The organism is Streptococcus sp. 20925_1_24 (assembly GCF_041432335.1).
GTDB lineage: Bacteria > Bacillota > Bacilli > Lactobacillales > Streptococcaceae > Streptococcus > Streptococcus mitis_BM.
In genome coordinates this window covers 53,217-78,424 of record NZ_JAPVZM010000008.1, presented here as the reverse complement: position 1 = coordinate 78,424, position 25,208 = coordinate 53,217, and the positions used below count along the sequence as shown (strand labels likewise).

General features: G+C 41.1%; 28 protein-coding genes and 1 other annotated feature. Of the genes, 17 read left to right on the top strand and 11 right to left on the bottom strand.

Going from position 1 to position 25,208, the window contains the following annotated elements; translation table 11 throughout:
* Positions 1–11: 11 nt before the first annotated feature.
* Positions 12–839, bottom strand: coding sequence for an exodeoxyribonuclease III (locus tag O3650_RS05480; RefSeq protein WP_101776760.1), 828 nt, complete (start codon positions 837–839; stop codon positions 12–14).
* Positions 840–972: 133 nt separating this feature from the next.
* Between O3650_RS05480 and O3650_RS05475 the strand changes: the two genes are divergently transcribed.
* The 14 genes from O3650_RS05475 (at position 973) to trpA (ending at position 15,899) form a co-directional block, all read left to right on the top strand.
* On the top strand, positions 973–1,428 hold the full coding sequence (locus O3650_RS05475) for a DUF3290 family protein (protein WP_000675332.1): 456 nt from the start codon (positions 973–975) through the stop codon (positions 1,426–1,428).
* Complete coding sequence (locus tag O3650_RS05470; protein WP_038806300.1) at positions 1,425–2,060, top strand: DUF421 domain-containing protein; 636 nt, start codon at positions 1,425–1,427, stop codon at positions 2,058–2,060. Before O3650_RS05475 ends, O3650_RS05470 begins: the two co-directional genes overlap by 4 nt.
* A gap of 54 nt (positions 2,061–2,114) precedes the next feature.
* On the top strand, positions 2,115–3,860 hold the full coding sequence (locus O3650_RS05465; RefSeq protein ID WP_371491769.1) for an ABC transporter ATP-binding protein: 1,746 nt from the start codon (positions 2,115–2,117) through the stop codon (positions 3,858–3,860).
* Positions 3,850–5,592 carry an ABC transporter ATP-binding protein gene (locus tag O3650_RS05460; RefSeq protein ID WP_125328206.1) on the top strand — a complete coding sequence of 581 codons (1,743 nt, stop codon included), beginning with the start codon at positions 3,850–3,852 and terminating at the stop codon, positions 5,590–5,592. Before O3650_RS05465 ends, O3650_RS05460 begins: the two co-directional genes overlap by 11 nt.
* A gap of 183 nt (positions 5,593–5,775) precedes the next feature.
* Positions 5,776–6,468: a sugar transferase gene (locus O3650_RS05455; RefSeq protein WP_000922220.1), complete on the top strand. Its 693-nt coding sequence runs from the start codon at positions 5,776–5,778 to the stop codon at positions 6,466–6,468.
* Positions 6,469–6,510: 42 nt separating this feature from the next.
* On the top strand, positions 6,511–7,740 hold the full coding sequence (locus O3650_RS05450) for a DegT/DnrJ/EryC1/StrS family aminotransferase (protein ID WP_371491767.1): 1,230 nt from the start codon (positions 6,511–6,513) through the stop codon (positions 7,738–7,740).
* 427 nt (positions 7,741–8,167) lie between these two features.
* On the top strand, positions 8,168–9,346 hold the full coding sequence (trpB, locus tag O3650_RS05445) for a tryptophan synthase subunit beta (protein WP_101785968.1): 1,179 nt from the start codon (positions 8,168–8,170) through the stop codon (positions 9,344–9,346).
* Positions 9,337–9,568: a binding site (T-box leader), on the top strand. (Overlaps the previous gene by 10 nt.)
* A 71-nt stretch (positions 9,569–9,639) precedes the next feature.
* A complete protein-coding gene (gene trpE / locus O3650_RS05440; RefSeq protein WP_101785970.1) occupies positions 9,640–11,001 on the top strand; it encodes an anthranilate synthase component I in 1,362 nt (453 codons plus the stop codon).
* Positions 10,998–11,564 carry an aminodeoxychorismate/anthranilate synthase component II gene (locus O3650_RS05435; protein WP_101785972.1) on the top strand — a complete coding sequence of 189 codons (567 nt, stop codon included), beginning with the start codon at positions 10,998–11,000 and terminating at the stop codon, positions 11,562–11,564. The genes trpE and O3650_RS05435 overlap by 4 nt, the downstream gene beginning before the upstream one ends.
* Before the next feature lie 10 nt (positions 11,565–11,574).
* Positions 11,575–12,579: an anthranilate phosphoribosyltransferase gene (trpD, locus tag O3650_RS05430; RefSeq protein WP_203176732.1), complete on the top strand. Its 1,005-nt coding sequence runs from the start codon at positions 11,575–11,577 to the stop codon at positions 12,577–12,579.
* Complete coding sequence (trpC, locus tag O3650_RS05425; RefSeq protein WP_203176734.1) at positions 12,576–13,343, top strand: indole-3-glycerol phosphate synthase TrpC; 768 nt, start codon at positions 12,576–12,578, stop codon at positions 13,341–13,343. Before trpD ends, trpC begins: the two co-directional genes overlap by 4 nt.
* On the top strand, positions 13,330–13,929 hold the full coding sequence (locus O3650_RS05420) for a phosphoribosylanthranilate isomerase (RefSeq protein WP_203176736.1): 600 nt from the start codon (positions 13,330–13,332) through the stop codon (positions 13,927–13,929). The genes trpC and O3650_RS05420 overlap by 14 nt, the downstream gene beginning before the upstream one ends.
* Positions 13,907–15,130: a tryptophan synthase subunit beta gene (gene trpB, locus O3650_RS05415; RefSeq protein ID WP_203176738.1), complete on the top strand. Its 1,224-nt coding sequence runs from the start codon at positions 13,907–13,909 to the stop codon at positions 15,128–15,130. The genes O3650_RS05420 and trpB (O3650_RS05415) overlap by 23 nt, the downstream gene beginning before the upstream one ends.
* Positions 15,123–15,899 carry a tryptophan synthase subunit alpha gene (trpA, locus tag O3650_RS05410; RefSeq protein WP_203176740.1) on the top strand — a complete coding sequence of 259 codons (777 nt, stop codon included), beginning with the start codon at positions 15,123–15,125 and terminating at the stop codon, positions 15,897–15,899. The genes trpB (O3650_RS05415) and trpA overlap by 8 nt, the downstream gene beginning before the upstream one ends.
* Here trpA and O3650_RS05405 read toward each other — a convergent pair.
* On the bottom strand, positions 15,871–16,530 hold the full coding sequence (locus O3650_RS05405; protein ID WP_203176742.1) for an A24 family peptidase: 660 nt from the start codon (positions 16,528–16,530) through the stop codon (positions 15,871–15,873). The two genes, trpA and O3650_RS05405, sit on opposite strands and share 29 nt — an antisense overlap.
* A gap of 69 nt (positions 16,531–16,599) precedes the next feature.
* Between O3650_RS05405 and O3650_RS05400 the strand changes: the two genes are divergently transcribed.
* Positions 16,600–17,055, top strand: coding sequence for a GNAT family N-acetyltransferase (locus O3650_RS05400; RefSeq protein ID WP_203176744.1), 456 nt, complete (start codon positions 16,600–16,602; stop codon positions 17,053–17,055).
* A gap of 18 nt (positions 17,056–17,073) precedes the next feature.
* Positions 17,074–17,367: a transposase gene (locus O3650_RS05395; protein ID WP_338014820.1), complete on the top strand. Its 294-nt coding sequence runs from the start codon at positions 17,074–17,076 to the stop codon at positions 17,365–17,367.
* A gap of 43 nt (positions 17,368–17,410) precedes the next feature.
* On the opposite strand, the gene O3650_RS05390 is transcribed toward O3650_RS05395, so the two are convergent.
* From O3650_RS05390 to O3650_RS05365, 6 genes are all read right to left on the bottom strand, one after another.
* Positions 17,411–18,759, bottom strand: a protein-coding gene (locus O3650_RS05390) for an IS3 family transposase (protein ID WP_261073160.1) whose coding sequence is annotated in 2 segments (ribosomal slippage) — positions 17,411–18,318 and positions 18,318–18,759 — 1,350 coding nt in all. Because the reading frame shifts where the segments join, the coding sequence is not laid out codon by codon here.
* Between the two features lie 156 nt (positions 18,760–18,915).
* The gene (locus O3650_RS05385; RefSeq protein WP_203175531.1) at positions 18,916–19,119 is read right to left on the bottom strand and encodes a CsbD family protein; all 204 of its coding nucleotides are present in this window, start codon (positions 19,117–19,119) and stop codon (positions 18,916–18,918) included.
* Positions 19,120–19,149: 30 nt separating this feature from the next.
* A complete protein-coding gene (locus O3650_RS05380) occupies positions 19,150–19,758 on the bottom strand; it encodes an Asp23/Gls24 family envelope stress response protein (RefSeq protein WP_000064110.1) in 609 nt (202 codons plus the stop codon).
* Between the two features lie 30 nt (positions 19,759–19,788).
* Positions 19,789–19,959 carry a DUF2273 domain-containing protein gene (locus tag O3650_RS05375; protein WP_000455064.1) on the bottom strand — a complete coding sequence of 57 codons (171 nt, stop codon included), beginning with the start codon at positions 19,957–19,959 and terminating at the stop codon, positions 19,789–19,791.
* 10 nt (positions 19,960–19,969) lie between these two features.
* Entirely contained in the window at positions 19,970–20,542 is a 573-nt protein-coding gene (gene amaP / locus O3650_RS05370; protein WP_203175530.1) for an alkaline shock response membrane anchor protein AmaP, read from the bottom strand.
* A gap of 76 nt (positions 20,543–20,618) precedes the next feature.
* A complete protein-coding gene (locus O3650_RS05365; protein WP_025171909.1) occupies positions 20,619–20,855 on the bottom strand; it encodes a GlsB/YeaQ/YmgE family stress response membrane protein in 237 nt (78 codons plus the stop codon).
* Positions 20,856–21,229: 374 nt separating this feature from the next.
* Here O3650_RS05365 and mgaSpn point away from each other — a divergent pair, with 374 nt between their 5' ends.
* Positions 21,230–22,708 carry a virulence factor transcriptional regulator MgaSpn gene (gene mgaSpn / locus O3650_RS05360; RefSeq protein ID WP_371491762.1) on the top strand — a complete coding sequence of 493 codons (1,479 nt, stop codon included), beginning with the start codon at positions 21,230–21,232 and terminating at the stop codon, positions 22,706–22,708.
* A gap of 242 nt (positions 22,709–22,950) precedes the next feature.
* Here the strand turns inward: mgaSpn and O3650_RS05355 are convergent, their stop codons facing one another.
* From O3650_RS05355 to O3650_RS05345, 3 genes are all read right to left on the bottom strand, one after another.
* Positions 22,951–23,169 carry a hypothetical protein gene (locus tag O3650_RS05355; protein ID WP_371491760.1) on the bottom strand — a complete coding sequence of 73 codons (219 nt, stop codon included), beginning with the start codon at positions 23,167–23,169 and terminating at the stop codon, positions 22,951–22,953.
* A gap of 54 nt (positions 23,170–23,223) precedes the next feature.
* A complete protein-coding gene (locus O3650_RS05350) occupies positions 23,224–24,228 on the bottom strand; it encodes an NADP-dependent oxidoreductase (RefSeq protein WP_371491758.1) in 1,005 nt (334 codons plus the stop codon).
* A 90-nt stretch (positions 24,229–24,318) separates the two neighbouring features.
* Entirely contained in the window at positions 24,319–24,750 is a 432-nt protein-coding gene (locus O3650_RS05345; protein ID WP_000379854.1) for an Rrf2 family transcriptional regulator, read from the bottom strand.
* Positions 24,751–25,208 lie beyond the last annotated feature (458 nt).

The window sequence follows — 25,208 nt, the reverse complement described above, 5'->3', positions numbered from 1 at the left end:
AAAGAAACTCCTTACAATTCAATCTCCAAGACAATGGGTGTATGGTCTTGGCGAGCACCTGAGTCAATCATATCAGATTTAGTGACCTTGTCTGCGAGACGGTTACTTGTGAGCCAGTAGTCGATTCTCCAGCCTGTATTGTTGATTTTAGAAGTCTTGCTGCGCTGTGCCCACCAAGTGTAGCGTTCGGGAACATCGCCGTGAATGTGGCGGAAGGTATCCGTAAATCCAGTTGCTAAAAGGTTGGTAAATCCAGCACGCTCCTCGTCGGTAAATCCTGGTGAACGGCGGTTGCTAGCAGGATTTGCAAGGTCAATCTCATTGTGGGCTACGTTATAGTCACCGGTCGCAAGGACTGGCTTTTCTTTGTCTAGTTCAGCTAAATATTCCGCATATTTGACATCCCAGACCTGGCGTTCTTCCAAGCGTTTGAGGCCATCGCCAGCGTTTGGAGTGTAAACTTGGGTCACGAAAAATTCATCAAATTCTAAGGTGATGATGCGACCTTCCAAGTCCATGGTAGAAGGGGCACCGATTTCTGGGAAGCTGATAGTTGGTGTAAGTTCTTTCTTATAGAGGAACATGGTTCCAGCATAGCCTTTACGGGCAGGCTCTTGGGAAGAGCGCCACGTGTTTTCGTAGCCTGGGAAGAGTTCTTCTAAAATTTCTAAGTGTTTCTTTGTAGGACCCTTAGCAGAAAGCTTGGTTTCTTGGATAGCAATGATATCAGCATTTTCAGCGACCAAGGTTTGTAGGACTTCTTGGGACAATTTGGCACGAGCTGAGTCACTAGTTAGGGCAGCATTGAGGGAATCAATATTCCATGAGATAAGTTTCATAAAGTTACCTTTTTCATTCAGATTATAGATTTTATTATACCAAAAAAAGGTCTATTTCCCCAACGTATGGCTTGAAAAATCACTCTCTTTCGTTTATAATGAAGAATGATTTTATGAAAGGGAGTGAAAATAAATGAAATTTTACTCATATGACTATGTACTTAGCCAAATCAGTCAGCAAAATGGCATCATGATTGGCTTTGGAATTGTTCTCCTAGCTATCACAGGATTTTTTGCTTTTAAAGCCTATCGAGATAAAAAGGGGACTAAGTTTCGGGAATTGGTCATGATTTTGGCCTTGACCTTGGTGGCCATGCTTTTGGTGACAATCTCAAAATACCAGACCAATCAAGCCTCTAACAACCAATTTCAAACTTCACTTCATTTCATAGAGGTTGTTTCCAAAGACTTGGGGGTGGATAAATCAGAAGTTTACGTTAATACTTCAGCTGCCACTGATGGAGCGCTTGTCAAGGTAGGTCCAAATTTCTACCGCGCCATGAACGGGAGCCAACCAGACAAGTATCTTTTAGAGAAATTAGAATTGAATCAAACAGACGCTATTGAATTGGTGGAGGTAAACAAATGACACTCAACTATATGGAAATTTTAATCAAACTGGCCTTGGGTCTTTTCTCTCTTGTTTTTGTTATTAATGTGACAGGAAAGGGGAATCTAGCACCTAACTCTGCTACAGACCAAATTCAGAACTATGTTCTTGGTGGTATCATCGGTGGGGTAATTTACAATAGTTCAATCAGTATCCTGCAATACGCAGTGATTCTGATGATGTGGACGATTTTGGTTTTGACCCTCAAGTGGCTTAATAACAATGTTCGTTTTGTCAAACGCTTGATTGATGGTAAACCGACTCTGCTCATCAAAAATGGGCAGATTGACCCAGAAGCCTGTCGTTCAGTTGGTTTGTCTGCGGCAGAAGTTGCTCTCAAACTTCGTAGCCAAGGAATTTTCCAGATGAAGCAAGTCAAATGCGCTGTGCAGGAGCAAAATGGCCAACTCATCGTGGTCCAAATGGGAGATGAAAATCCTAAGTATCCAGTTGTGACTGACGGTGTGATACAAGTCGATGTTTTGGAGTCGATTGGTCGTAGCGAAGAGTGGCTGCTTGATAACCTCAACAAGCAAGGACATGACAATGTAGCTAATATCTTTATCGCTGAGTATGACAAGGGTGCCGTTACAGTCGTAACCTATGAATAAGAAAAACCTGGGGTCTTGGCCTCAGGTTTCTATTTGCAATCAGAAAGGGATTTTATGTCCATTATTCAAAAACTTTGGTGGTTTTTCAAGTTAGAAAAACGCCGTTATCTAGTCGGAATCGTGGCCCTGGTCTTGGTTTCCGTCCTTAACCTCATTCCCCCAATGGTTATGGGGCGGGTCATTGATGCCATTACATCGGGGCAATTAACCCAGCAGGACTTGCTTTTGAACCTCCTTTATCTGCTTCTTGCAGCTTTGGGTATGTACTATCTACGCTATGTTTGGCGCATGTATATCCTTGGGACTTCCTATCGTCTGGGGCAGATTATGCGGTCTCGCTTGTTTGAGCATTTCACAAAAATGTCTCCAGCTTTTTATCAAACCTATCGGACGGGAGACCTGATGGCACACGCTACCAATGATATAAATGCCTTGACTCGTCTGGCAGGTGGCGGAGTCATGTCTGCTGTGGATGCCTCTATCACGGCGCTGGTGACCTTGTTGACCATGCTCTTTAGCATTTCCTGGCAAATGACCCTAGTTGCCATTTTACCCTTACCTTTCATGGCTTATGCGACCAGTCGTCTAGGGAGAAAGACCCATAAGGCCTTTAGCGAATCGCAAACCGCTTTTTCCGAACTCAATAACAAGGTACAGGAGTCCGTATCAGGTATCAAAGTGACCAAGTCTTTCGGTTACCAGGCGGACGAGTTGAAGTCCTTTCAGGCAGTCAATGAATTGACCTTCCAGAAGAACCTGCAAACCATGAAATACGATAGTCTCTTTGACCCTATGGTTCTCTTGTTTGTTGGTTCCTCCTATGTTTTAACCCTTTTGGTCGGTTCCTTGATGGTTCAGGAGGGGCAGATTACGGTTGGAAATCTGGTTACCTTTATCAGCTACTTGGATATGCTGGTTTGGCCTCTTATGGCTATTGGTTTCCTCTTTAATATTACTCAGCGAGGGAAGGTGTCCTATCAGCGGATTGAGGAACTTTTGTCTCAGGAATCACCTGTACAAGATCCTGAGTTTCCTCTGGACGGTATTGAAAATGGACGCTTGGAGTACGATATTGATAGTTTTGCCTTTGAAAATGAGAAAACACTGACGGATATTCACTTTAGTTTGGAAAAAGGGGAAACTATTGGCTTGGTCGGACAGACAGGCTCTGGGAAAACATCCTTGATTAAGCTCCTCTTGCGTGAATACGATGTGGATAAGGGAGCCATTTACCTAAACAGTCATGATATTCGGGATTATCGTCTGACAGACCTTCGCAGTCTCATGGGCTATGTTCCTCAGGACCAGTTCCTCTTTGCGACCTCTATCTTAGACAATATCCGCTTCGGCAATCCTAATTTGTCCCTTTCGGTGGTCGAGGAAGCGACAAAGCTAGCTCAAGTTTACCAAGATATTGTGGACATGCCTCAGGGATTTGATACGCTGATCGGTGAAAAGGGAGTCAGTCTCTCAGGTGGGCAAAAGCAACGTCTGGCTATGAGTCGGGCTATGATTTTAGACCCTGATATCTTGATTTTAGATGATTCCTTGTCCGCCGTGGATGCCAAAACTGAGTATGCGATCATCGACAATCTTAAGGAGACGAGGAAGGATAAGACAACCATTATTACAGCCCATCGTCTCAGTGCGGTTGTCCATGCAGATTTGATTTTAGTCCTGCAAAATGGCCAAATCATTGAACGGGGCACGCACGATGACTTGCTAGCTCTGGATGGCTGGTATGCCCAAACCTACCAGTCTCAGCAATTGGAAATGAAAGGAGAAGAAGATGCAGAATAAGAAAGAACAATGGGCTGTATTGAAGCGCTTGATGTCCTATCTCAAGCCCTATGGCCTCCTGACCTTTTTGGCACTCAGTTTTCTCCTTGCGACGACGGTCATTAAAAGTGTCATTCCCCTTGTGGCCTCCCACTTTATCGACCAGTACCTCAGCAATCTTAACCAACTCGCTGTGACGGTTTTGCTGGCCTACTATGGTCTTTATATCCTGCAAACTCTAGTCCAGTATGTCGGCAATCTTCTCTTTGCGCGGGTGTCCTACAGTATTGTTAGGGATATTCGTCGCGATGCCTTTGCCAATATGGAGAAACTGGGCATGTCTTATTTTGACAAGACGCCAGCAGGATCCATCGTTTCTCGTTTGACCAATGATACCGAGACCATCAGTGATATGTTTTCAGGGATTTTATCCAGCTTTATTTCAGCAGTTTTCATCTTTCTGACAACCCTTTATACCATGTTGGTTCTGGATTTTCGTTTGACAGCTTTAGTCCTGCTCTTTCTTCCCTTGATTTTCCTGTTGGTCAATCTCTACCGGAAAAAGTCAGTGAAAATCATCGAGAAAACCAGAAGTCTCTTGTCAGATATCAATAGTAAGCTGGCAGAGAATATCGAGGGAATCAGGATTATCCAGGCCTTTAATCAAGAGAAGCGCCTGCAGGCAGAATTTGATGAAATCAACCAAGAACACTTGGTCTATGCCAACCGTTCTGTAGCCTTGGATGCCCTCTTCTTGCGCCCTGCCATGAGTTTGCTGAAACTCCTAGGCTACGCCGTTTTGATGGCCTACTTTGGTTACCGTGGTCTTTCTATTGGGATAACAGCTGGAACCATGTATGCCTTTATCCAGTATATCAACCGCCTTTTTGATCCCTTGATTGAGGTGACGCAAAACTTTTCAACCCTTCAAACGTCCATGGTATCTGCAGGTCGTGTCTTTGCCTTGATTGACGAAACGACCTATGAGCCTCTTCAAAAAGATGGGCAAGCTAAAGTCAATGAAGGCAATATCCGTTTTGAACATGTGTGTTTCTCATATGATGGCAAACATCCGATTCTGGATGATATTTCCTTTTCAGTTAACAAGGGCGAAACCATTGCCTTTGTAGGTCATACAGGTTCGGGGAAATCTTCGATTATCAATGTTCTCATGCGTTTTTATGAATTTCAGTCAGGCCACGTTCTCTTGGATGATGTGGATATCAGGAACTACAGTCAGGAAGAGCTGAGAAAAAACATCGGTTTGGTCTTACAGGATCCCTTCCTCTATCACGGGACTATCAAGTCCAATATCGCCATGTACCAAGATCTTAGTGATGATCAGGTCCAGGCTGCAGCTGCCTTTGTCGATGCAGATTCCTTTATTCAGGACCTTCCGCAGGGTTATGATGCACCTGTTTCTGAGCGTGGTTCGAGCTTTTCTACTGGCCAACGCCAGCTTCTTGCCTTTGCTAGAACTGTCGCCAGTCAGCCTAAAATCCTGATTTTGGATGAAGCGACAGCCAATATTGACTCTGAAACAGAAAGTTTGGTTCAAGATTCCCTAGCTAAGATGAGACAGGGTCGGACGACCATTGCTATTGCTCATCGCCTTTCGACCATCCAAGACGCCAACTGCATCTACGTCTTGGACAAGGGGCGTATCATCGAGAGTGGAACCCATGAGGAACTCTTGGCCTTGGGAGGAACCTATCACAAAATGTATAGCTTGCAGGCAGGGGCCATGTCCTAATACTCTTTGAAAATCTCTTCAAACCATGTCAGCTTTATCTGCAACCTCAAAGCTGTACTTTGATTTTCATTGAGCACCAGAAGGAAATTCTTCAAATCACAGATTTCTTGCACCGCCTTTTCCATTTTGTGGTATAATGAAAAATGTTGACAAATAGTATAATAAAAACAAAGGAGAAACAGCATGCTGAAATGGGAAGACTTGCCCGTGGAAATGCAATCAAGCGAGGTTGAGTCTTACTACCAGCTTGTCTCTAAAAGGAAGGGTTCGCTGATTTTCAAGCGTTGCCTGGATTGGGTTCTGGCCTTGTTTTTGCTACTTTTGACTTCTCCCATCTTTCTTGTCTTGAGCATTTGGATTAAGTTGGATAGCAAGGGACCTGTCATTTACAAGCAAGAGCGCGTGACCCAGTACAACCGTCCGTTCAAGATTTGGAAGTTCCGTACTATGGTAACGGATGCGGATAAAAAAGGAAGTCTGGTGACTTCTGCTAACGATAGCCGTATTACCAAAGTGGGGAATTTCATTCGCCGTGTGCGTTTGGACGAACTGCCTCAGCTGGTCAATGTCCTTAAGGGCGAAATGTCCTTTGTAGGCACACGACCTGAGGTGCCACGTTACACCGAGCAGTATAGCCCTGAAATGATGGCGACCTTGCTCTTGCCAGCAGGAATCACCTCTCCAGCCAGCATCAACTACAAGGATGAGGATACGATCATCAGTCAAATGACGGAGAAAGGTCTGTCAGTTGACCAGGCCTATGTCGAACATGTCCTTCCTGAGAAGATGCGCTATAACCTCGCCTATCTCCGAGAGTTTAGTTTCCTTGGAGACATCAAAATCATGTTTCAAACCGTGTTTGAAGTGCTAAAATAAAGTAGTCATGAGAAAATGAGTACAGATAAAAGGAGCAAATCAATGCCAAATTACAATATTCCATTTTCACCACCCGATATTACCGAAGCTGAAATTGCTGAAGTAGCAGATACCCTGCGTTCTGGTTGGATCACAACAGGTCCGAAGACAAAAGAACTGGAGCGTCGCTTGTCTCAATACACACAGACACCTAAGACTGTCTGCCTCAACTCTGCGACTGCCGCCCTTGAGTTGATTTTACGTGTTTTGGAAGTGGGACCAGGTGATGAAGTCATCGTTCCAGCTATGACCTATACAGCTTCATGTAGTGTTATCACTCACGTAGGAGCAACACCTGTCATGGTGGATATCCAAGCAGATACTTTTGAGATGGACTATGACTTGCTTGAGCAAGCTATCACTGAGAAAACTAAGGTTATCATCCCAGTAGAGCTTGCAGGGATTGTCTGCGACTATGACCGTTTGTTCCAAGTTGTGGAGAAGAAACGGGACCTCTTTACAGCTACTAGTAAGTGGCAAAAGACCTTTAACCGTATCGTGATTGTCTCTGATAGTGCCCATGCTTTAGGATCTACTTACAAAGGGCAACCAGCTGGTTCGATCGCTGACTTTACTTCCTTCTCGTTCCATGCCGTTAAGAACTTTACAACGGCTGAGGGAGGAAGTGCGACTTGGAAAGCCAATCCAGCGATTGATGACGAAGAGATGTATAAGGAGTTCCAAATTCTTTCCCTTCACGGGCAAACTAAAGACGCTCTTGCCAAAATGCAATTGGGTTCATGGGAGTACGATATCGTCACACCAGCCTACAAGTGCAACATGACAGATATCATGGCTTCCCTTGGTTTGGTACAATTGGGCCGTTACTCTGGTTTGCTAGAACGTCGTAAGGACATTGTGGACCGCTATGATCGTGGTTTTGCAGGTTCTCGTATCCATCCATTGGCACACAAGACTGATACTGTCGAATCTTCACGCCACCTCTACATCACCCATGTAGAAGGAGCAAGCTTAGAAGAACGCAATCTTATCATCCAAGAATTGGCCAAAGCGGGAATTGCAAGTAATGTCCACTACAAACCGCTTCCGCTCTTGACAGCCTATAAGAATCTTGGCTTTGATATGGCGAACTATCCTAAGGCCTATGCCTTCTTTGAAAATGAAATTACGCTTCCTCTTCATACTAAACTAAGCGATGAAGAAGTGGATTATATCATTGAGACTTTCAAAACAGTTTCTGAAAAAGTACTAGCTTCATCAAAAAAATTGTAAAAAAGTCTTGACAAAGAAAAAACAAAGTATTAAAATAAGTTCAACAAATCAGAAAAGTAACTATTTTTGATCTTCAGGGAGCCTGTGGTGATTGTGAACAGGTGGTTGGAAGTAGTGAAAGTGGGCTGATTTTAAAAATGAATTTGAAACAATGAAAATTCGGTGCGCACACCTTACAGTGCAACTTGTTGTTAGACAAGACAGAGATGTAAAGGGGAATAGTCCCTTTATAATTGAGGTGGCACCGCGTTACCAACGCCCTCACATGGAAGTATATTCTGTGTGTGGGCTTTTTTCTTTCGGTCATTTTGTTTTTCTTTTATTAGGGCGTTAAGTCGCTTTGATGAACTTAGGTTCTATCTGCAGCTCCTTGCCTACTACTAGAAGCAAACAAAAAGCCGAATTAATATAGAAAGAGGAAAATTTTATGACAACTAAAGGTTATTTTGGACAATTTGGTGGTAGTTTTGTACCGGAGCCGATTCAGGCTTTGTTGGATGAGTTGGAAGTGACATTTGACAAGTACAAGGATGATCCAGAATTTTTGGTAGAATTTCGTCATTATTTGAAGGACTATTCAGGTCGCGAAACACCGCTCTATTTTGCAGAAAGTTTGACAGAGCACCTAGGTGGAGCTAAGATTTATCTCAAACGTGAAGACCTTAACCACCTTGGTTCTCACAAACTCAACAACGTTTTAGGACAAATTCTTTTGGCCAAACGCATGGGCAAAAAACGAGTAATCGCAGAAACAGGAGCTGGTCAGCACGGTGTTGCGACAGCAGCGGCTGCAGCTAAGTTTGGTATGGCTTGTGATGTCTACATGGGAGCAGAGGATGTGGAACGTCAACGTCTCAATGTTTTCCGTATGGAGATGATGGGAGCAACTGTTCACGCAGTTGAAACAGGGACTCGCACCCTCAAAGATGCGGTTGATGCAGCCTTTGGAGCATGGATGAATGACCTTGAAGCCTTCTATGTTCTGGGATCTGCTGTGGGTCCTCACCCATATCCAACCATTGTTCATGAGTTCCAAAAGGTCATCAGTGAAGAATCTCGCCGTCAAATCTTAGAAAAAGAAGGTCGTTTACCAGACTACGTTATTGCCTGTGTAGGTGGTGGCTCTAATGCCATCGGTGCTTTTTCTCAGTATGTGGCTGATGAAGAAGTTAAATTGGTTGGGGTTGAAGCTGCTGGTCACGGACTTGACACAGACAAGCACGCAGCTACTATGACAAAAGGTAGTATCGGAATTGTTGACGGTATGAAGACCTATGCAGTCTTTAAGGAAGATGGAGAGCTGGCTCCAGTTTACTCTATCTCAGCTGGATTGGACTATCCAGGGGTTGGCCCAGAACACGCCTACTTCAAAGATTCAGGTCGCGTGGAATATGTGGCTGCGACGGATGAAGAAGCTGTTCAGGCTCTCCTCCTTCTCAGCAAGACTGAAGGGATTATCCCAGCGATTGAAAGTTCACACGCTATCGCAGAAGCAGTTAAACGTGCACCGAAACTAAGTAAAGACGACATTATCATCATCAATGTCTCTGGTCGTGGAGACAAGGACGTAGCTGCAATTGCGGACTACCTAGAAGCTAAAAAATAATAGATGGAAAAATTACAGTCCTTTCTCTCACAGAGAGCTTGTGGTTGCTGGAAACAAGCAGAGAAAGCTGTAAAGTTGGGTCCATCTGAAACGAGAGAAGAAAACATAATTCTCAAGGGAGTGCCCTTTATCGCACAACCTGTTACAGGAGGTTTCTGAGACAGGAATGAGAGATAGGAGAAATCCTATAATTGAGGTGGCACCGCGAATTTCGTCCTCACGCAAGTTATTTTGCGTGGGGACTTTTCATACAGTCACCACGGACTAGAAGTAGAACTGAAAGGGAAATTACAATGGAACGAATCATTCATGGAGATGTCTTATCACCAATCTTGGCTTATATGCGCCTAAAGGGGAAACACAAGGTTATCTTAGAGAGTATTCCGAGAGACAAGGAAACAGCTCGTTTTTCTATCTTAGCTTATAATCCAGTTTTTGAGATTAAGTTTGAAAATGGAGTTCTCTATCAAAATGGGCAAGTGATTGATCGGGATCCCTTGGATTTCCTTTATGAAGTGACTCATAAGAGTCAGCACCATTCAGACCTCCCTTTTGGTGGTGGGGCAATTGGTTTTGTTGGTTACGATATGATTTCGCTCTATGAGGAAATCGGTCAAATCCCTGAGGATACGATTGGGACGCCAGACATGCATTTCTTTGTCTATGAGAGTTACATGGTCTTTGACCACAAGAAGGAAAAAATCCATGTCATCGAGGATGCTCTCTATAGTGAGCGTAGTCAAGACGACTTGGAAAAAGCCTTGAACCAAGTGCTTGAGGAATTACGCATTCCTGCTCCAAATGAATTTGAAGACTTGGATCTATCTCCGTTAGACTTCAAACCCCATATTGCTCCTCAGAAGTTTGAGGAAATGGTGGAAACCGCTCGTGACTTGATTCGTAACGGGGATATGTTTCAATGTGTACTCAGCCAGCGTTTCTCAGCAGAAGTTACTGGAAATCCATTTGACTTCTATAGAAATCTCCGCGTGACTAATCCTTCTAATTACCTTTATTTCTATGATTTTGGTGATTATCAAATCATCGGTGCCAGTCCTGAAAGTTTGGTTTCTGTCAAAAATGGCATCGTGACAACCAATCCGATTGCAGGGACACGACCAAGAGGAGCTACGGATGAAGAAGACAAGGCTTTGGCGACAGACCTGCTTTCGGATGAGAAGGAAACAGCAGAGCATCGAATGTTAGTAGACTTGGGTCGTAATGATATTGGCCGCATCTCTGAAACGGCAAGTGTCCAAGTCACTAAGTATATGGAAGTGGAGCTTTTCCGTTATGTCATGCATTTGACCAGTGTGGTCAAGGGGCGTTTGCTTCCAGAACTCACTGCCATGGATGCCTTGAAAGCTACACTTCCTGCTGGAACAGTTTCAGGAGCACCAAAGATTCGAGCGATGAGACGCATCTATGAACTAGAAACGGAAAAACGGAGCGTATACGCTGGAGCAATTGGCTACTTGTCTGCGACGGGCGATATGGATTTTGCCATTGCCATCCGAACTATGATTCTCAAAAATCAAACAGCCTATGTGCAGGCTGGGGCAGGGATTGTCTACGACTCCATCGCCCAAAACGAATACCAAGAAACCATTAACAAGGCTAAATCTATGACTAGAATTGGAGAACTAAGACCATGATTTTATTGATTGACAACTATGATTCTTTTACCTATAACTTGGCCCAATACATTGGGAATTTTGCAGAAGTACAGGTCTTGAGAAATGATGATCCCAAGCTGTATGAAGAAGCTGAAAAAGCAGATGGTCTGGTCTTTTCTCCTGGTCCTGGTTGGCCAGTTGATGCTGGAAAGATGGAAGACATGATTCGTGATTTTGCTGGCAAGAAGCCGATTCTTGGAATTTGTTTGGGGCACCAAGCCATTGCAGAAGTCTTTGGTGGGAAGTTAGGTTTGGCTCCAAAAGTCATGCATGGGAAACAGAGCAATATCAGCTTTGAAGCGCCATCTGTTTTGTATCAAGGCATTGAGGATGGCCGTGCGGTCATGCGTTATCACAGTATTTTGATTGAAGAAATGCCAGAAGACTTTGAAGTGACAGCTCGTTCAACTGATGACCAGGCCATTATGGGAATTCAACACAAAAACCTTCCAATTTATGGATTCCAGTACCATCCAGAAAGTATTGGAACGCCTGACGGCTTGTCTTCTATTCGGAATTTTATCGAGAATGTTGTAAAGTGAGGAAACTAGGATGAAAGAGATTATTGAAAAATTAGCAAAATTTGAAAATTTATCAGGTGTGGAAATGACGGATGTCATTGAGCGTATCGTTACTGGACGTGTAACCGAAGCGCAGATTGCTTCTCTCCTTTTGGCCCTTAAGATGAAGGGGGAAACACCTGAAGAACGCACAGCCATTGCCCAAGTCATGAGAGGGCATGCCCAACATATTCCAACTGAGATTCATGATGCCATGGACAACTGTGGTACAGGTGGGGACAAGTCTTTCAGCTTTAACATCTCCACAACTGCAGCCTTTGTCTTGGCTGGTGGTGGTGTTCATATGGCAAAACACGGTAACCGCTCGATTTCTTCTAAATCTGGTTCTGCAGACGTTCTCGAAGCCTTGGGCATCAACCTAGACCTCAAACCAGCTGAACTAGGTAAGATCTTTGATAAAACTGGAATCGTCTTTCTCTTTGCAAAAAATATGCACCCAGCTATGAAATACATCATGCCAGCTCGTTTGGAATTGGGAATTCCAACGATTATGAACTTGACTGGTCCCCTAATTCACCCAATGGCCTTGGAAACACAGCTTCTTGGAATTAGTCGTCCAGAACTTCTAGAAAGTACAGCTCAAGTTTTGAAAAATATGGGTCGCAAACGCGCCATCGTGGTTGCTGGGCCAGAAGGGTTGGATGAAGCTGGTTTGAATGGAACAACAAATATTGCTCTTCTTGAAAATGGCGAAATTACCTTGTCAAGCTTCACTCCAGAGGATTTGAGCATGCAACGCTACGCTATCGAAGATATTCGTGGAGGCAATGCTCAGGAAAATGCCGAAATTTTGCTCAGCGTTCTGAAAAACCAACCAAGTCCATTCTTGGAAACTACAGTTCTAAATGCAGGTCTTGGTTTCTATGCTAATGGTAAGGTGGCTAGTATCAAGGAAGGAGTTGCCTTGGCACGTCAAGTGATTGCTAGTGGCAAGGCCCTTGAAAAACTCAGACTGTTACAGGAGTACCAAAAATGAGTCAGGAATTTTTATCACGAATCTTGGAACAGAAGGCGCGTGAGGTCGAGCAGATGGAGCTGGAGCAAATCCAGCCTCTGCGCCAGACCTACCGCTTGGCTGACTTTTTGAAGAATCATCAAGATCGCTTGCAGGTGATCGCTGAAGTTAAGAAAGCTAGCCCTAGTCTGGGAGATATCAATCTCGATGTGGATATTGTGCAACAGGCCCAGACTTATGAAGCAAACGGCGCAGTGATGATTTCAGTTTTGACAGATGAGGTTTTCTTTAAAGGGCATTTGGATTATCTACGGGAGATTTCCAGTCAGGTAAACATTCCAACGCTCAACAAGGACTTTATCATCGATGAAAAGCAAATCATTCGAGCTCGCAATGCAGGTGCAACAGTCATCTTGCTCATTGTGGCAGCCTTGTCCGAAGAACGCCTCAAGGAACTTTATGACTATGCGACGGAGCTTGGTCTGGAAGTCTTGGTGGAGACTCATAATCTAGCTGAACTAGAGGTAGCTCACAGACTTGGTGCCCAGATTATCGGGGTCAATAACCGTAATTTGACCACCTTTGAAGTCGACTTGCAGACCAGTGTAGATTTGGCTAAACATTTCAAAGATGATTGCTTGTACATTTCTGAATCTGCTATTTTCACAGGGCAGGATGCGGAACGAGTAGCACCATACTTTAACGGAATTTTGGTAGGGACAGTTCTTATGCAGGCAGAAGATGTGGCCCAGAGAATCAAGGAGTTGCAGATTGACAAAGGTTAAAATTTGTGGACTATCGACCAAAGAAGCGGTGGAGACAGCTGTATCAGCAGGAGCAGACTATATCGGTTTTGTCTTTGCACCCAGTAAAAGACAGGTGACCTTGGATCAGGCTACTGAGTTGGCAAAGCTTATTCATGCGGATGTCAAAAAGGTTGGTGTATTTGTTTCACCAAGTCGGGCTCAACTGCTAGAAGCGATTGACAAAGTTGGTTTGGACTTGGTTCAAGTTCACGGCCAGGTAGCGGATGATTTGTTTGAGGATTTGCCTTGTGCCAGCATTCAGGCTGTGCAGGTGGATGGAGAGGGTCATGTGCCCAATTCTCAGGCAGACTATCTACTCTTTGATGCCCCTGTGGCTGGGAGTGGCCAGACCTTTGACTGGGCTCAACTGGATACGACAGGACTAGCACAGCCCTTCTTTATCGCAGGTGGCCTTAAGGAAGACAATGTAGTACAAGCAATTCAACATTTTACTCCCTATGCAGTCGATGTATCAAGCGGAGTGGAGACAGATGGACAAAAAGATCATGAAAAGATTAGAAGATTTATAGAGAGGGTAAAGAATGGCATATCAAGAACCAAATAAAGATGGATTTTACGGAAAATTCGGCGGACGTTTCGTCCCAGAAACATTGATGACAGCAGTTTTGGAGTTGGAGAAGGCCTACCGTGAAAGTCAGGCAGACCCAAGTTTCCAAGAGGAATTAAACCAACTTTTGCGCCAGTATGTGGGACGTGAAACTCCCCTTTACTACGCAAAAAATTTGACCCAGCATATCGGTGGAGCCAAGATTTATCTTAAGCGTGAAGACCTCAACCATACAGGGGCCCACAAGATTAACAATGCCTTGGGACAAGTTCTTCTGGCTAAACGCATGGGTAAAAAGAAAATTATCGCTGAAACAGGTGCTGGTCAGCACGGTGTGGCAACTGCAACAGCAGCGGCCCTCTTTAACATGGAATGTACCATCTATATGGGTGAAGAGGATGTTAAACGCCAAGCCCTCAATGTCTTCCGTATGGAGCTTTTGGGAGCTAAGGTCGAGGCTGTAACAGACGGTTCGCGCGTGCTCAAGGATGCGGTCAATGCAGCCCTTCGTTCATGGGTAGCTAATATCGATGATACCCACTATATCCTTGGTTCTGCCTTAGGACCTCATCCCTTCCCAGAAATCGTTCGTGACTTCCAAAGTGTCATCGGTCGAGAAGCTAAACAACAGTACCGTGACTTGACAGGTCAAGATTTGCCAGATGCCCTAGTAGCCTGTGTTGGTGGTGGGTCGAATGCTATCGGGCTCTTCCATCCATTTGTAGAAGATGAGTCAGTAGCCATGTATGGGGCTGAAGCAGCTGGACTTGGTGTAGACACAGAGCACCACGCAGCTACCTTGACCAAGGGGCGTCCTGGTGTTCTTCACGGTTCTCTCATGGATGTGCTCCAAGATGCCCATGGTCAAATTCTTGAAGCCTTCTCTATCTCAGCAGGTTTGGACTATCCTGGTATCGGTCCAGAACATTCTCACTACCACGATATCAAGCGTGCCAGCTATGTTCCTGTGACAGACGAGGAAGCCTTGGAAGGATTCCAGCTCTTGTCTCGCGTGGAAGGGATTATCCCAGCCTTGGAATCTAGCCATGCAATTGCCTTCGCAGTGAAATTAGCAAAAGAACTCGGACCAGACAAGTCTATGATTGTCTGCCTATCAGGTCGTGGGGACAAGGATGTGGTTCAAGTCAAAGAACGCTTGGAAGCAGATGCAGCAAAGAAGGGAGAAGCTCATGCCTAAGACATTAACAGAAAAATTGAACGCTATAAAAGCAGCTGGAAAAGGAATTTTCGTTCCCTATATCATGGCTGGAGACCATGAGAAAGGTTTGGATGGACTTGCTGAAACAATCCACTTTTTAGAAGATTTGGGTGTCTCTGCAATTGAAGTGGGAATTCCCTTTTCAGATCCTGTCGCAGATGGACCTGTGATCGAAGAAGCAGGTCTGCGCAGTCTAGCCCACGGGACCTCTACCCAGGCTTTGGTTGAAACCTTGAAAACAATTGAAACAGAGGTTCCGCTGGTCATCATGACCTACTTCAACCCCCTCTTTCAGTACGGTGTTGAGAACTTTGTCAAAGATTTGGCAGATACAGCGGTTAAGGGCTTGATTATTCCAGACCTGCCTCATGAGCATGCCAACTTTGTAGAACCATTTTTGGCAGATACAGACATTGCTTTGATTCCTTTAGTAAGCTTGACCACAGGGATTGAGCGTCAGAAAGAGTTGATTGAAGGATCAGAAGGATTCGTCTATGCGGTTGCCATCAATGGGGTGACAGGGAAATCAGGCAATTACCGCGCAGACTTAGACAAGCACTTGGAGCACTTGCATCAAGTAGCTGACATCCCAGTCTTGACAGGATTTGGTGTGTCTAGTCAAGAAGACGTAGAACGCTTCAATGCGGTGTCAGATGGCGTTATCGTTGGTTCGAAAATTGTAAAAGCTCTCCACCAAGGAGAGCCGATTGAGGACTTTATCAAACAAGCAGTAGCTTACCAAAAATAATCACGCAAGCAGCGAGTAAGAGGAAAGGCACAAAAGGAAGTCTTTCCTTTTTCTTTTTCAGGAGAAAGGCTAGAATCCCCGTCGCAGAAGCAAACTGAATCAAGATGAGTAATTCGGTTGCGCTAAAGACGAGAGCACAAGAAGCTAAAAAGAGAAAATCCCCTGCGCCCATGCGGATATCGATAAAATGAGCCACAATTCCAAGAACAAGGAGGATGACCATGACCAGATTCCAGCCAGAGGAAACCATGAGGATTAGGTGGAAAGTCATCCAGACCAGTAAGGGATATTCCTGATGGCGAAAGTCGTAAATGCCCAAGGTCAAACCAGCAGTGATTAGGATGACTTGACTCAAGGAAAGTAATTCCCAAGACCAAGCCAGAAAGAGGAGTCCTAAACCTAGTTCAAAGAGGGCATACCAGACAGGATAGCGAGCCTTGCAGTAGCGACAGCGAAAGCGATTGAAGGCCTGCGAGAGAATCGGAATCAAATCTAAGGGACGCAAGCGAGTCTGACAGGAATCGCAGTGACTAGCAGGTCGGATAATGGAATGTTCTGGGAAACGGTCAATAACCAAACCAAGAAAGGAAGCGAGAATGCTCCCGACAAGAAAAAAATAAAAATCAATCATACTTATCTATTCGTAAAAAATGGGAGAAGTAGTATAATGGAGAAACATAGATAAGATGGGGAGGCAAAGATGATAATTCGTTTTGAAGAAAAGTTAAGCGTAGAAAATGCTCAGCTCGTATGCCAATGGTCCAACTCCCTTGGCAAATCCTTTCAAGAACAATGGATGGGACCAATGATTCCTTTCCCCTTGACAATTCAAGTTTTGCAAGATTTGGAAGGAATCTTTTCAATCTTTGAAGGACAAGAGTTTGTGGGGGTTATCCAGAAAATCAGGCAAGAAGACAGTAATCTTCATATCGGAAGATTTTTTATCAACCCCCAGAAACAGGGGCAAGGCTTAGGTAGGCAGGCTTTAAGGAAATTTGTTAGTTTGGTCTTTGAAAATAGAGATATAGACAGCATCTCTCTAAATGTCTTCGAGGCAAATCAAAGAGCTCAGAATCTTTACCAAAAAGAAGGATTTGAAATCGTTCAAATGGTTGAAGCACCTGTACGAAAATACATCATGAAAAAGAGTAGATAGAAAGCAAATAGCCTTGAAATCAATCTTGACTGCGATGATGAACCTGAATCAGCCCCTCAAAAGGGACTGTATATGAATGAACGTTACCGGTGTTTAAAAACTAAAGAATATCAGGCACTTTTATCTTTCAAGGGTAGACAAATTTTCGCTAAACGTAAGATTGATATGAAATCTGTCTTTGGGCAGATAAAGGTTTGTTTGAATTATAAGAGATGTCATCTGAGAGATAAGCGTAAAGTGAGAATTGACATGGGATTCGTACTCATGGTCAACAACCTGCTGAAATATAATAAGAGAAAGAGGCAAAATTAAAAAGCTAGAGTTTGTACTGACCCCAAAAAGTTAGACAATTAATTTATCCGAAGGATTTAGTTCTGTATTGCACAGGACTGAGTCCTTTTAGTTTTACCTTAATTCGTTTATTGTTGTAGTAATCAATATAGTCTACAATGGCTTGTTCCAATTGGTTGAGCGACTCAAATGACTTCTCATAACCATAAAACATCTCCGATTTCAGAATGCCAAAGAAAGACTCCATCATACCGTTGTCTGGGCTGTTACCTTTACGTGACATGGATGCTTGAATTCCCTTACCCTCTAGAAACTGATGATAAGAATCGTGTTGATATTGCCAGCCTTGGTCACTATGGAGAATCGTATTCTCGTAGCGCTTCTCTGTGAATGCTTGTTCCAACATTGTTTTTACTTGTTCTAAGTTGGGTGAAGTTGAAAGATTATAGGCGATAATTTCGCTATTAAAGCCATCTAAAACTGGTGATAAGTAAAGCTTTTGAGCGCTTGCTGGAATGGCAAATTCTGTCACGTCCGTATAACACTTTTCCATTGGTTTAGCTGCTTCAAATTGGCGTTGAATAAGGTTGTCTGCTTTCTTGCCAACATCTCCTTTATGAGAAGAATACTTGCGTTTCTTGCGTATTCTAGCTTGTAAATTGAGCACTTTCATCAAGCGTTGAACTCTTTTATGATTGACCACATAACCACGATTTCTTAATTCTAAATGGATTCGACGATATCCGTAATTTCCTTTTTGTTCGGTAAAAATAGCTTGAATTTCAGCTTTAAGCTTTTGATCCTTATCTGGTTTGTCTAGCTGTTTCAAATGATAGTAGTAGGTCGAACGAGCGAGTTTAATGGTTTTTAGAAGAATATCTAACGAAAACTCAGTCATTAATTCTTGAACAATTTCTGTCTTTCTTCTTTCTCTTTTTCCTCCTTCAAGCGGAGTTCTCTCAACTTTTTTAGGACAGCATTCTCCGCTCTCAGATACTCGTTTTCTGCTTGAAGTCGTTCTAACTCTGTCATCTCTTCGGGTTTCTTCTTTGGTTTACGTCCCATTTTAGATGGTCTCCCTTTTGTTTTCTCAACAATAGTATACCCGTTTTTCTTGTATTGTGCCATCCAATTTGGAAGCATACCACGATTTGGGAGAGCATATTCGAGAGAAACTCTATCTTGAGACCAGTTTTCATGTAGGACTTTATCAATCATTTCTTGTTTTAATTCAGGAGAATAGTAACGATTTTTTTCTTTTTTGACGAACTTTATTCCATAACGATCAATCAATTTAATCATGTACCTAATATTAGAATTGTTTATCCCAAATTTATTTGAAAGCTTCTCCAAGCTATATCCTTGTTTTCTAAGTTCATAGATCTGAACTTTATCATCATAAGTTAATTTCATAATAAAAGCACCCCAAAAGTTAGATTTTTTCTGTCTAACTTTTGGGGTGCAGTTCAGTTCCGCAATTGGAAATCTCTAGCTTTTTGTTTTCTGAGAATCATCTTGACTCAGACTCTTTTGACTAATGTTACTAAAGAGATAAAGTAACTTTTAGCCTTATTTATTGTCGCCACTCAACATGTTTTTGATACCTTCTACAGCACCTTCTACAGCGTCTTTGGCATCTTCAGCAACTTCTTTTACTTTAGAAACAACTTTTTCAGCTGCTCCTTCTTTTTCCATTTTTTCATCACCGATGGCTTTCCCAACACCTTCTTTAATAGAACCTTTAGCTTGATTTAATTTTTCTTCTACTGACATGATAATTTCTCCTGTTATATTTATTTTATCTTAGTTTACACGAGTTTTTTCGTGAGATACTACACCAGTTGCTGCACCTTTAACAGCTTCTACGCCTTCGCTAACTTTTTCTTGAACAGTTGAGAAACCAGATCCAAGACCAGATTTAGCTTTTTCGAATTGTTCTGAAGCGAATTCTCCTGTTGATTCAGCAACGTCAGATACGCGATCTTGAAGGCTTACTGAGTCTGCTTCATGTTGTTCTTTAGTTTTGATGTCGACAACGTTTACGTTGATTTCAACAACTTCCAAGTCAGTCATTTTAGCAACTTCTGAAGATACGATTTCTCTGATTTCTGAATATAAAGCTGGAACATTTTTTTGGTACTCAGCAATAATGTTTAAGTCAACTGCAACTTGTGTTTTACCAACTTCTACGTTAACACCACTTGTTACGTCATCGCTGTTAACGATTTTTTCTTTAAGATTTGAGAAGAAACCACCGTCGATTCCCAAAAGACCTGAAACGTTTTCTAGTGACAGACCAATGATTTTTTGGATAACTTTATCTTCGTAAGTAAGTTCTCCTTTGATTTCGTGAGCTACAGCAGTAGCATCTTTCTTTTCTACGTTAGTGTTAATGTTTTTTTCGTTTGACATATGAAACTCCTTTAATTAAATTAGTAATTTTTATTTATCTATATAGTTTTTTTCGATATATAATCCAGCTGCAACTCCCAGTGCTCCTAAAATCAATACAAATATTGTTTTGAAGAAGCCAAAGGAGATAATCAAACAAGCGAGAAATACGCCTATGAGACCTGCGATTATTGGATATCGATATTGTTTAAGCCATTCCATTTTTACTTCCTTACTTTACACGACTAGCAGTTTTTTTCTTTTGAGCTTTAGGCTGTGGCTGATAGTCTTTTACCAAGACGTCCAATTTCACCTGACGCTCAATACCAAAGAATTGCTTTAATCCATTAGCTATTTCATTTTGAATTAGTTGGCATCTGTCAGCGATGTTGTCCGAGGGAAGAATTTTACCTTCTACATGAACGAAACATTTATTTTTTCGTAAATTTACATGAACAGTTGGGTTCTCGATCAATCCATGATCACTCACCAAACTTCTAACAAAACCTTCGATTGCTGAATTCTTTAATTTCAATGTATCGTTTTTAGTTTCAAGTTGAATTTCCAAATAACGTTTAGGATAAAACAACACAACTAACATCGATAACAAAACTAAAGTTGATAGAGCCACTATCCCCCAGAATATATATCTAGAGAGATAAAATTCAACGAAATGATTCTGTCTCCAGCTAAATAGCTGAATGCCTAGATCACTAACTTGATGATAATCTATCAAAACAGGAAGGAAAATTGTCAAGATTAAAATACAGAAAATAATTAAAAGTATTTTCTTTGTTTTTGACATATACAATCCTTTCGATTTAACATTAAACTATTTTTACCCGTATAATCTATTTAAAAATAGTTTATTCTACAAGTAATTATTTTTTACCTGTAAAGAATGATACTACAGTAACAACAATTGCTGCTCCTGCAATAGATGGGATTAAAGCCATTCCAGCGATGGATGGGCCCCAACTACCTAAAAGGGATTGTCCTACAGATGCCCCGACTAAACCAGCGAATACATTTGCGACGATTCCCATAGAACTACCTTTTTTAGTGATTCTACCTGCTACAAGTCCAATAAGACATCCAGCAATGATTGACCACAATATTGCTTACCCTCCTTTTTTATTTTAATATCAAAAAATAAATCAATTCCTTTGATTATTACTATTATATAATTTTGATATAAAATAATCAATTATTTTGATTATTATGTAATTTTAATATAAAAAATCAAATTCTTTGATTGTTGCTATTATATAATTTTTAAAATTAAAAATATAATCTTTCGACTTGAATTTGATTCTGTATTCACGCCCTCAATAGACGGTAAAATAAGAAAATTGTTTATATATTGTCTCTGTAGTGTTATTATACGAAATAAAAGATTTTAGGGAAAGTCGTTATATCATGCTATACCTATTCTTTGTGGTATAATTGCAAGAGGTGAAATCCGATAATTTATAAAGAGAGAAAGACATTCATGAGAGATTTATTATCTAAAAAAAGTCATAGGCAATTAGAATTATTAGAATTATTATTTGAACATAAACGATGGTTTCATCGTTCTGAACTAGCAGAGTTACTAAATTGTACAGAACGTGCAGTTAAAGATGATCTATCCCATGTTAAATATGCTTTTCCTGACTTGATTTTTCATTCTTCTACTAATGGTATACGCATTATTAATACCGATGATAGTGATATTGAAATGGTTTACCATCATTTCTTTAAGCATTCAACTCATTTTTCGATTTTAGAATTTATCTTCTTTAATGAAGGTTGTCAAGCTGAGAGTATTTGTAAAGAATTTTATATCAGTTCATCTTCGCTCTATCGTATTATTAGCCAAATCAATAAAGTGATTAAAAGGCAATTTCAATTTGAAATCAGTCTGACTCCTGTTCAAATCATTGGAAATGAGAGAGACATTCGTTACTTTTTTGCACAATATTTTTCAGAAAAATATTATTTCCTAGAATGGCCATTTGAAAATTTTTCATCAGAGCCCCTATCTCAATTGTTAGAATTGGTTTATAAGGAAACAAGCTTTCCAATGAATTTATCAACGCATAGAATGCTAAAGTTGTTCCTGGTTACTAATCTATATCGAATAAAGTTTGGTCATTTTATGGAAATAGAGAAAGATTCTTTTAACTACCAAAGTTTGGATGCTTTGATGCAGGCAGAAGGAATAGAAGGTGTTGCTCAAAGTTTTGAATCAGAATACAATATCTCTTTAGATGAAGAAGTTGTTTGCCAATTATTTGTGTCTTACTTTCAAAAAATGTTTTTCATAGATGAAAGTCTCTTTTTGAAATGCGTAAAAAAGGATAGCTATGTTGAAAAATCTTACCATTTATTGAGTGATTTTATTGATCAGATTTCAGTCAAGTATCAGATTGAGATTGAGAATAAGGATAATCTGATTTGGCATCTGCATAATACCGCACATCTGTATCGTCAAGAGTTGTCTACTGAGTTTATTTTATTTGATCAAAAAGGGAATACAATCAGGAATTTTCAAAATATTTTTCCTAAATTTGTTTCAGATGTAAAAAAAGAGCTTTCTCATTATTTAGAGACTCTTGAGGTTTGTTCTAGTTTAATGATGGTAAATCATCTATCTTATACCTTCATCACTCATACCAAACATTTGGTGCTTAATCTACTACAAAATCAGCCAAAGCTGAAGGTTCTGGTTATGAGTAATTTTGATCAGTATCATGCAAAATCCGTTGCAGAGACACTTTCTTATTATTGCAGCAACAATTTTGAACTTGAAGTTTGGACTGAATTAGAATTATCAAAGGAATCTTTAGAAGAATCGCCTTATGATATCATCATTTCTAATTTTATTATTCCTCCGATTGAGAATAAGAGACTGATCTATTCAAATAATATAAACACGGTCTCACTCATATCTTTGTTAAATGCCATGATGTTTATTCGACTAGATTAGTGAGTGAAAGAAGACTCCGTCCATCTCTAGGGTAGATTTCCTTTAGATAGGTGGAGTCTTTTTGAATATTAAAAAATTTCATATCTATCATTAGCAGAGATCCTAGTTACATTCATTTTGGGACCTGTTTTAAATAGTATATACACAGAACCAAGTATCTGAAGTAGAAAAAGAAAGACCTTTTAATCCTGTATCAAAAAATTTGAAACGGGATGTGTCACAGATTGAATCGAAACCCTATCCTATGATTTGTTAGCTATTCGAACACGGGTTACAATACCATATGGATCACTAAATTCTAACTCTCTTGAGTTTAGCCATGTGATTGGTGCCTCAACTTCAGGTGTACTATGGTCAATGATGAGGAGTTCCTCTTTACTTGTAACCTCAATGAGATAGTAGGCTAGGCCTGACAAGCTTTGCTGACGTTTGGTTAGACCTTTTCCTAACCACTCATCCATTGCCAAGTGATGTATTGATTTTTAGTTGTAATATATGACATGATTTTTTCCTTTTTATTTCTTAAAGCTGAGAACTGTTTTTCCACGAGAGCGACCATTAGCGACTTTGTCTAATGCGCTATTTACCTCTTCAAATGGGTAAACTGTATCGATAGAGGGTTTGATTTCTAATTTACTAAAGAGGTCAGCTACCTCTTGTAATTGAGCACCATTGCTTTCTACAAAGATAAAATGGTAGTGGATGCCATATTTTTCCGCCATTTTATCAAATTTGCGACCTGCTAAGCCAAGAATAATCTGTTTCCATTTTGGTAGATTCATCTGTTTGGCAAAGGCACCGTTTGGCATGGCACGAAGTGAAACAAGATGACCACCTTTTTTCATGATAGACATTTGTTTTTCAGTTTCAGCTCCACCGAGAGTATCGAGGACATAATCAACCTGGCTAACAGTCTTTGTATAATCTTCTGTTTTGTAATCGATAAATCTATCTGCTCCTAGTTTCAACACACGCTCAGCACTATCTCCAGCTCCATTAGTAATGACCTTCAAACCTTTGGCCTTGGCAATTGGAATGGCCATTCCACCAACTCCTCCAGTACCACCAGAAATAAAGATCGTTTTTCCAGCTTGAGCGCCCATGAGGTCAAGAGCCTGCATGATAGTCAAGGCAGTAAGCGGTACAGCAGCAGCTTCCTCATCTGATAGATAGTCTGGAATCTTGGCTAAGGCTTGGCTATCGACAGCTACGTATTCTGCAAAGGCGCCGATATGATCAAGTGGCAGACGGCCAAAGACACGGTCTCCTATCTGAAAGTTGTTAACTTTCTTGCCAATGCTTTCAACGATTCCAACCACTTCGTTACCTGCAGTTTGAGGAAGTTTGTAAGGAACAATCATCTTGACTTCACCACGAGAGATCATGTTATCGAGAGGATTAACCCCGGCTGCGGTGACTTTCACCAAGACTTGTTTGTCTGTAATACTTGGTTTAGCGATTTCTGTGATGTTCAGTGTGATATTGTTTTTGTTATAAGTAGTGTGTTGTGCGACTTTCATGTATTTTCTCTTTTCTTTTTTTATATAACTATATACTTGTATCTAATACAAGTATATGTTGTTTCCAGTAAAAACTGACTTGTTATCAAATCAGTTTCGGACTTGTTTAGCTTGTTTATATAGATTGTCAATGACATCTTCTAAAGTTTGATTTGCTAATTCCTTCTCTAATTGAGATTCGGCACTAGCGAAAAGCGGTGAAACTGCTCCTTGGATATGTTTTCCAACAGGGCAATCAGGATTGCTATTTTGATGAACAGGGAATAAACTAATGTGATTGATTTCTTGAGTAGCATAGTAGATCTCTAGTAAAGTCATTTTCTTTGGAGACTTACTGAGTTGATAACCTGTTTTTCCTTGCTGGGAATGAATCAAATCTGCATTTTTCAATAAGGCAATCACTTTTCGAATGTAACTAGCGTTAGTCCCAACACTAATAGCTAGTGCTTGAGAACTTAAGGTTTCCTTGCTTTCACTAATCATTGTTAAGATATGCAAAGCAACTGAGAATTTTGTATCCATATGAATCCCTCTCTTAATAAACTTGTATCAGATACAAGAACAAGTATAACATAAATTAAAAGAAAAGCAAGTCTTTTGTTTTAAATTTTAAAAAATTTTGAGTGCAATCAGATTAGAGCTGTCTGGGAAGGGTGTTCATAAAATTATACCGTTGATATCCATTAGTTGACCAAAAGTAGAACAGATACACAAAAAAGCCTTGTAAATCAAGGCTTTTTCCTGTTGATTTAGATGCCCCCTACAGGGATTTGGAAAGGACTTTCATATTGAGAGCAATTAAAAATATTGAAATATAAGTGATTTTAGGTATTTTCAATGTCATGATTTAAAAATGGGACAAAAGTGGGGCAAAAACCATACAGATTCTAAACTGTATGGTTCTTTTTTTATCTAACCAAGAAAGGTTAAAACTTATTAAAACAAATGCAATCAACTGTTGAAAACTTTTTAGTCCGTGT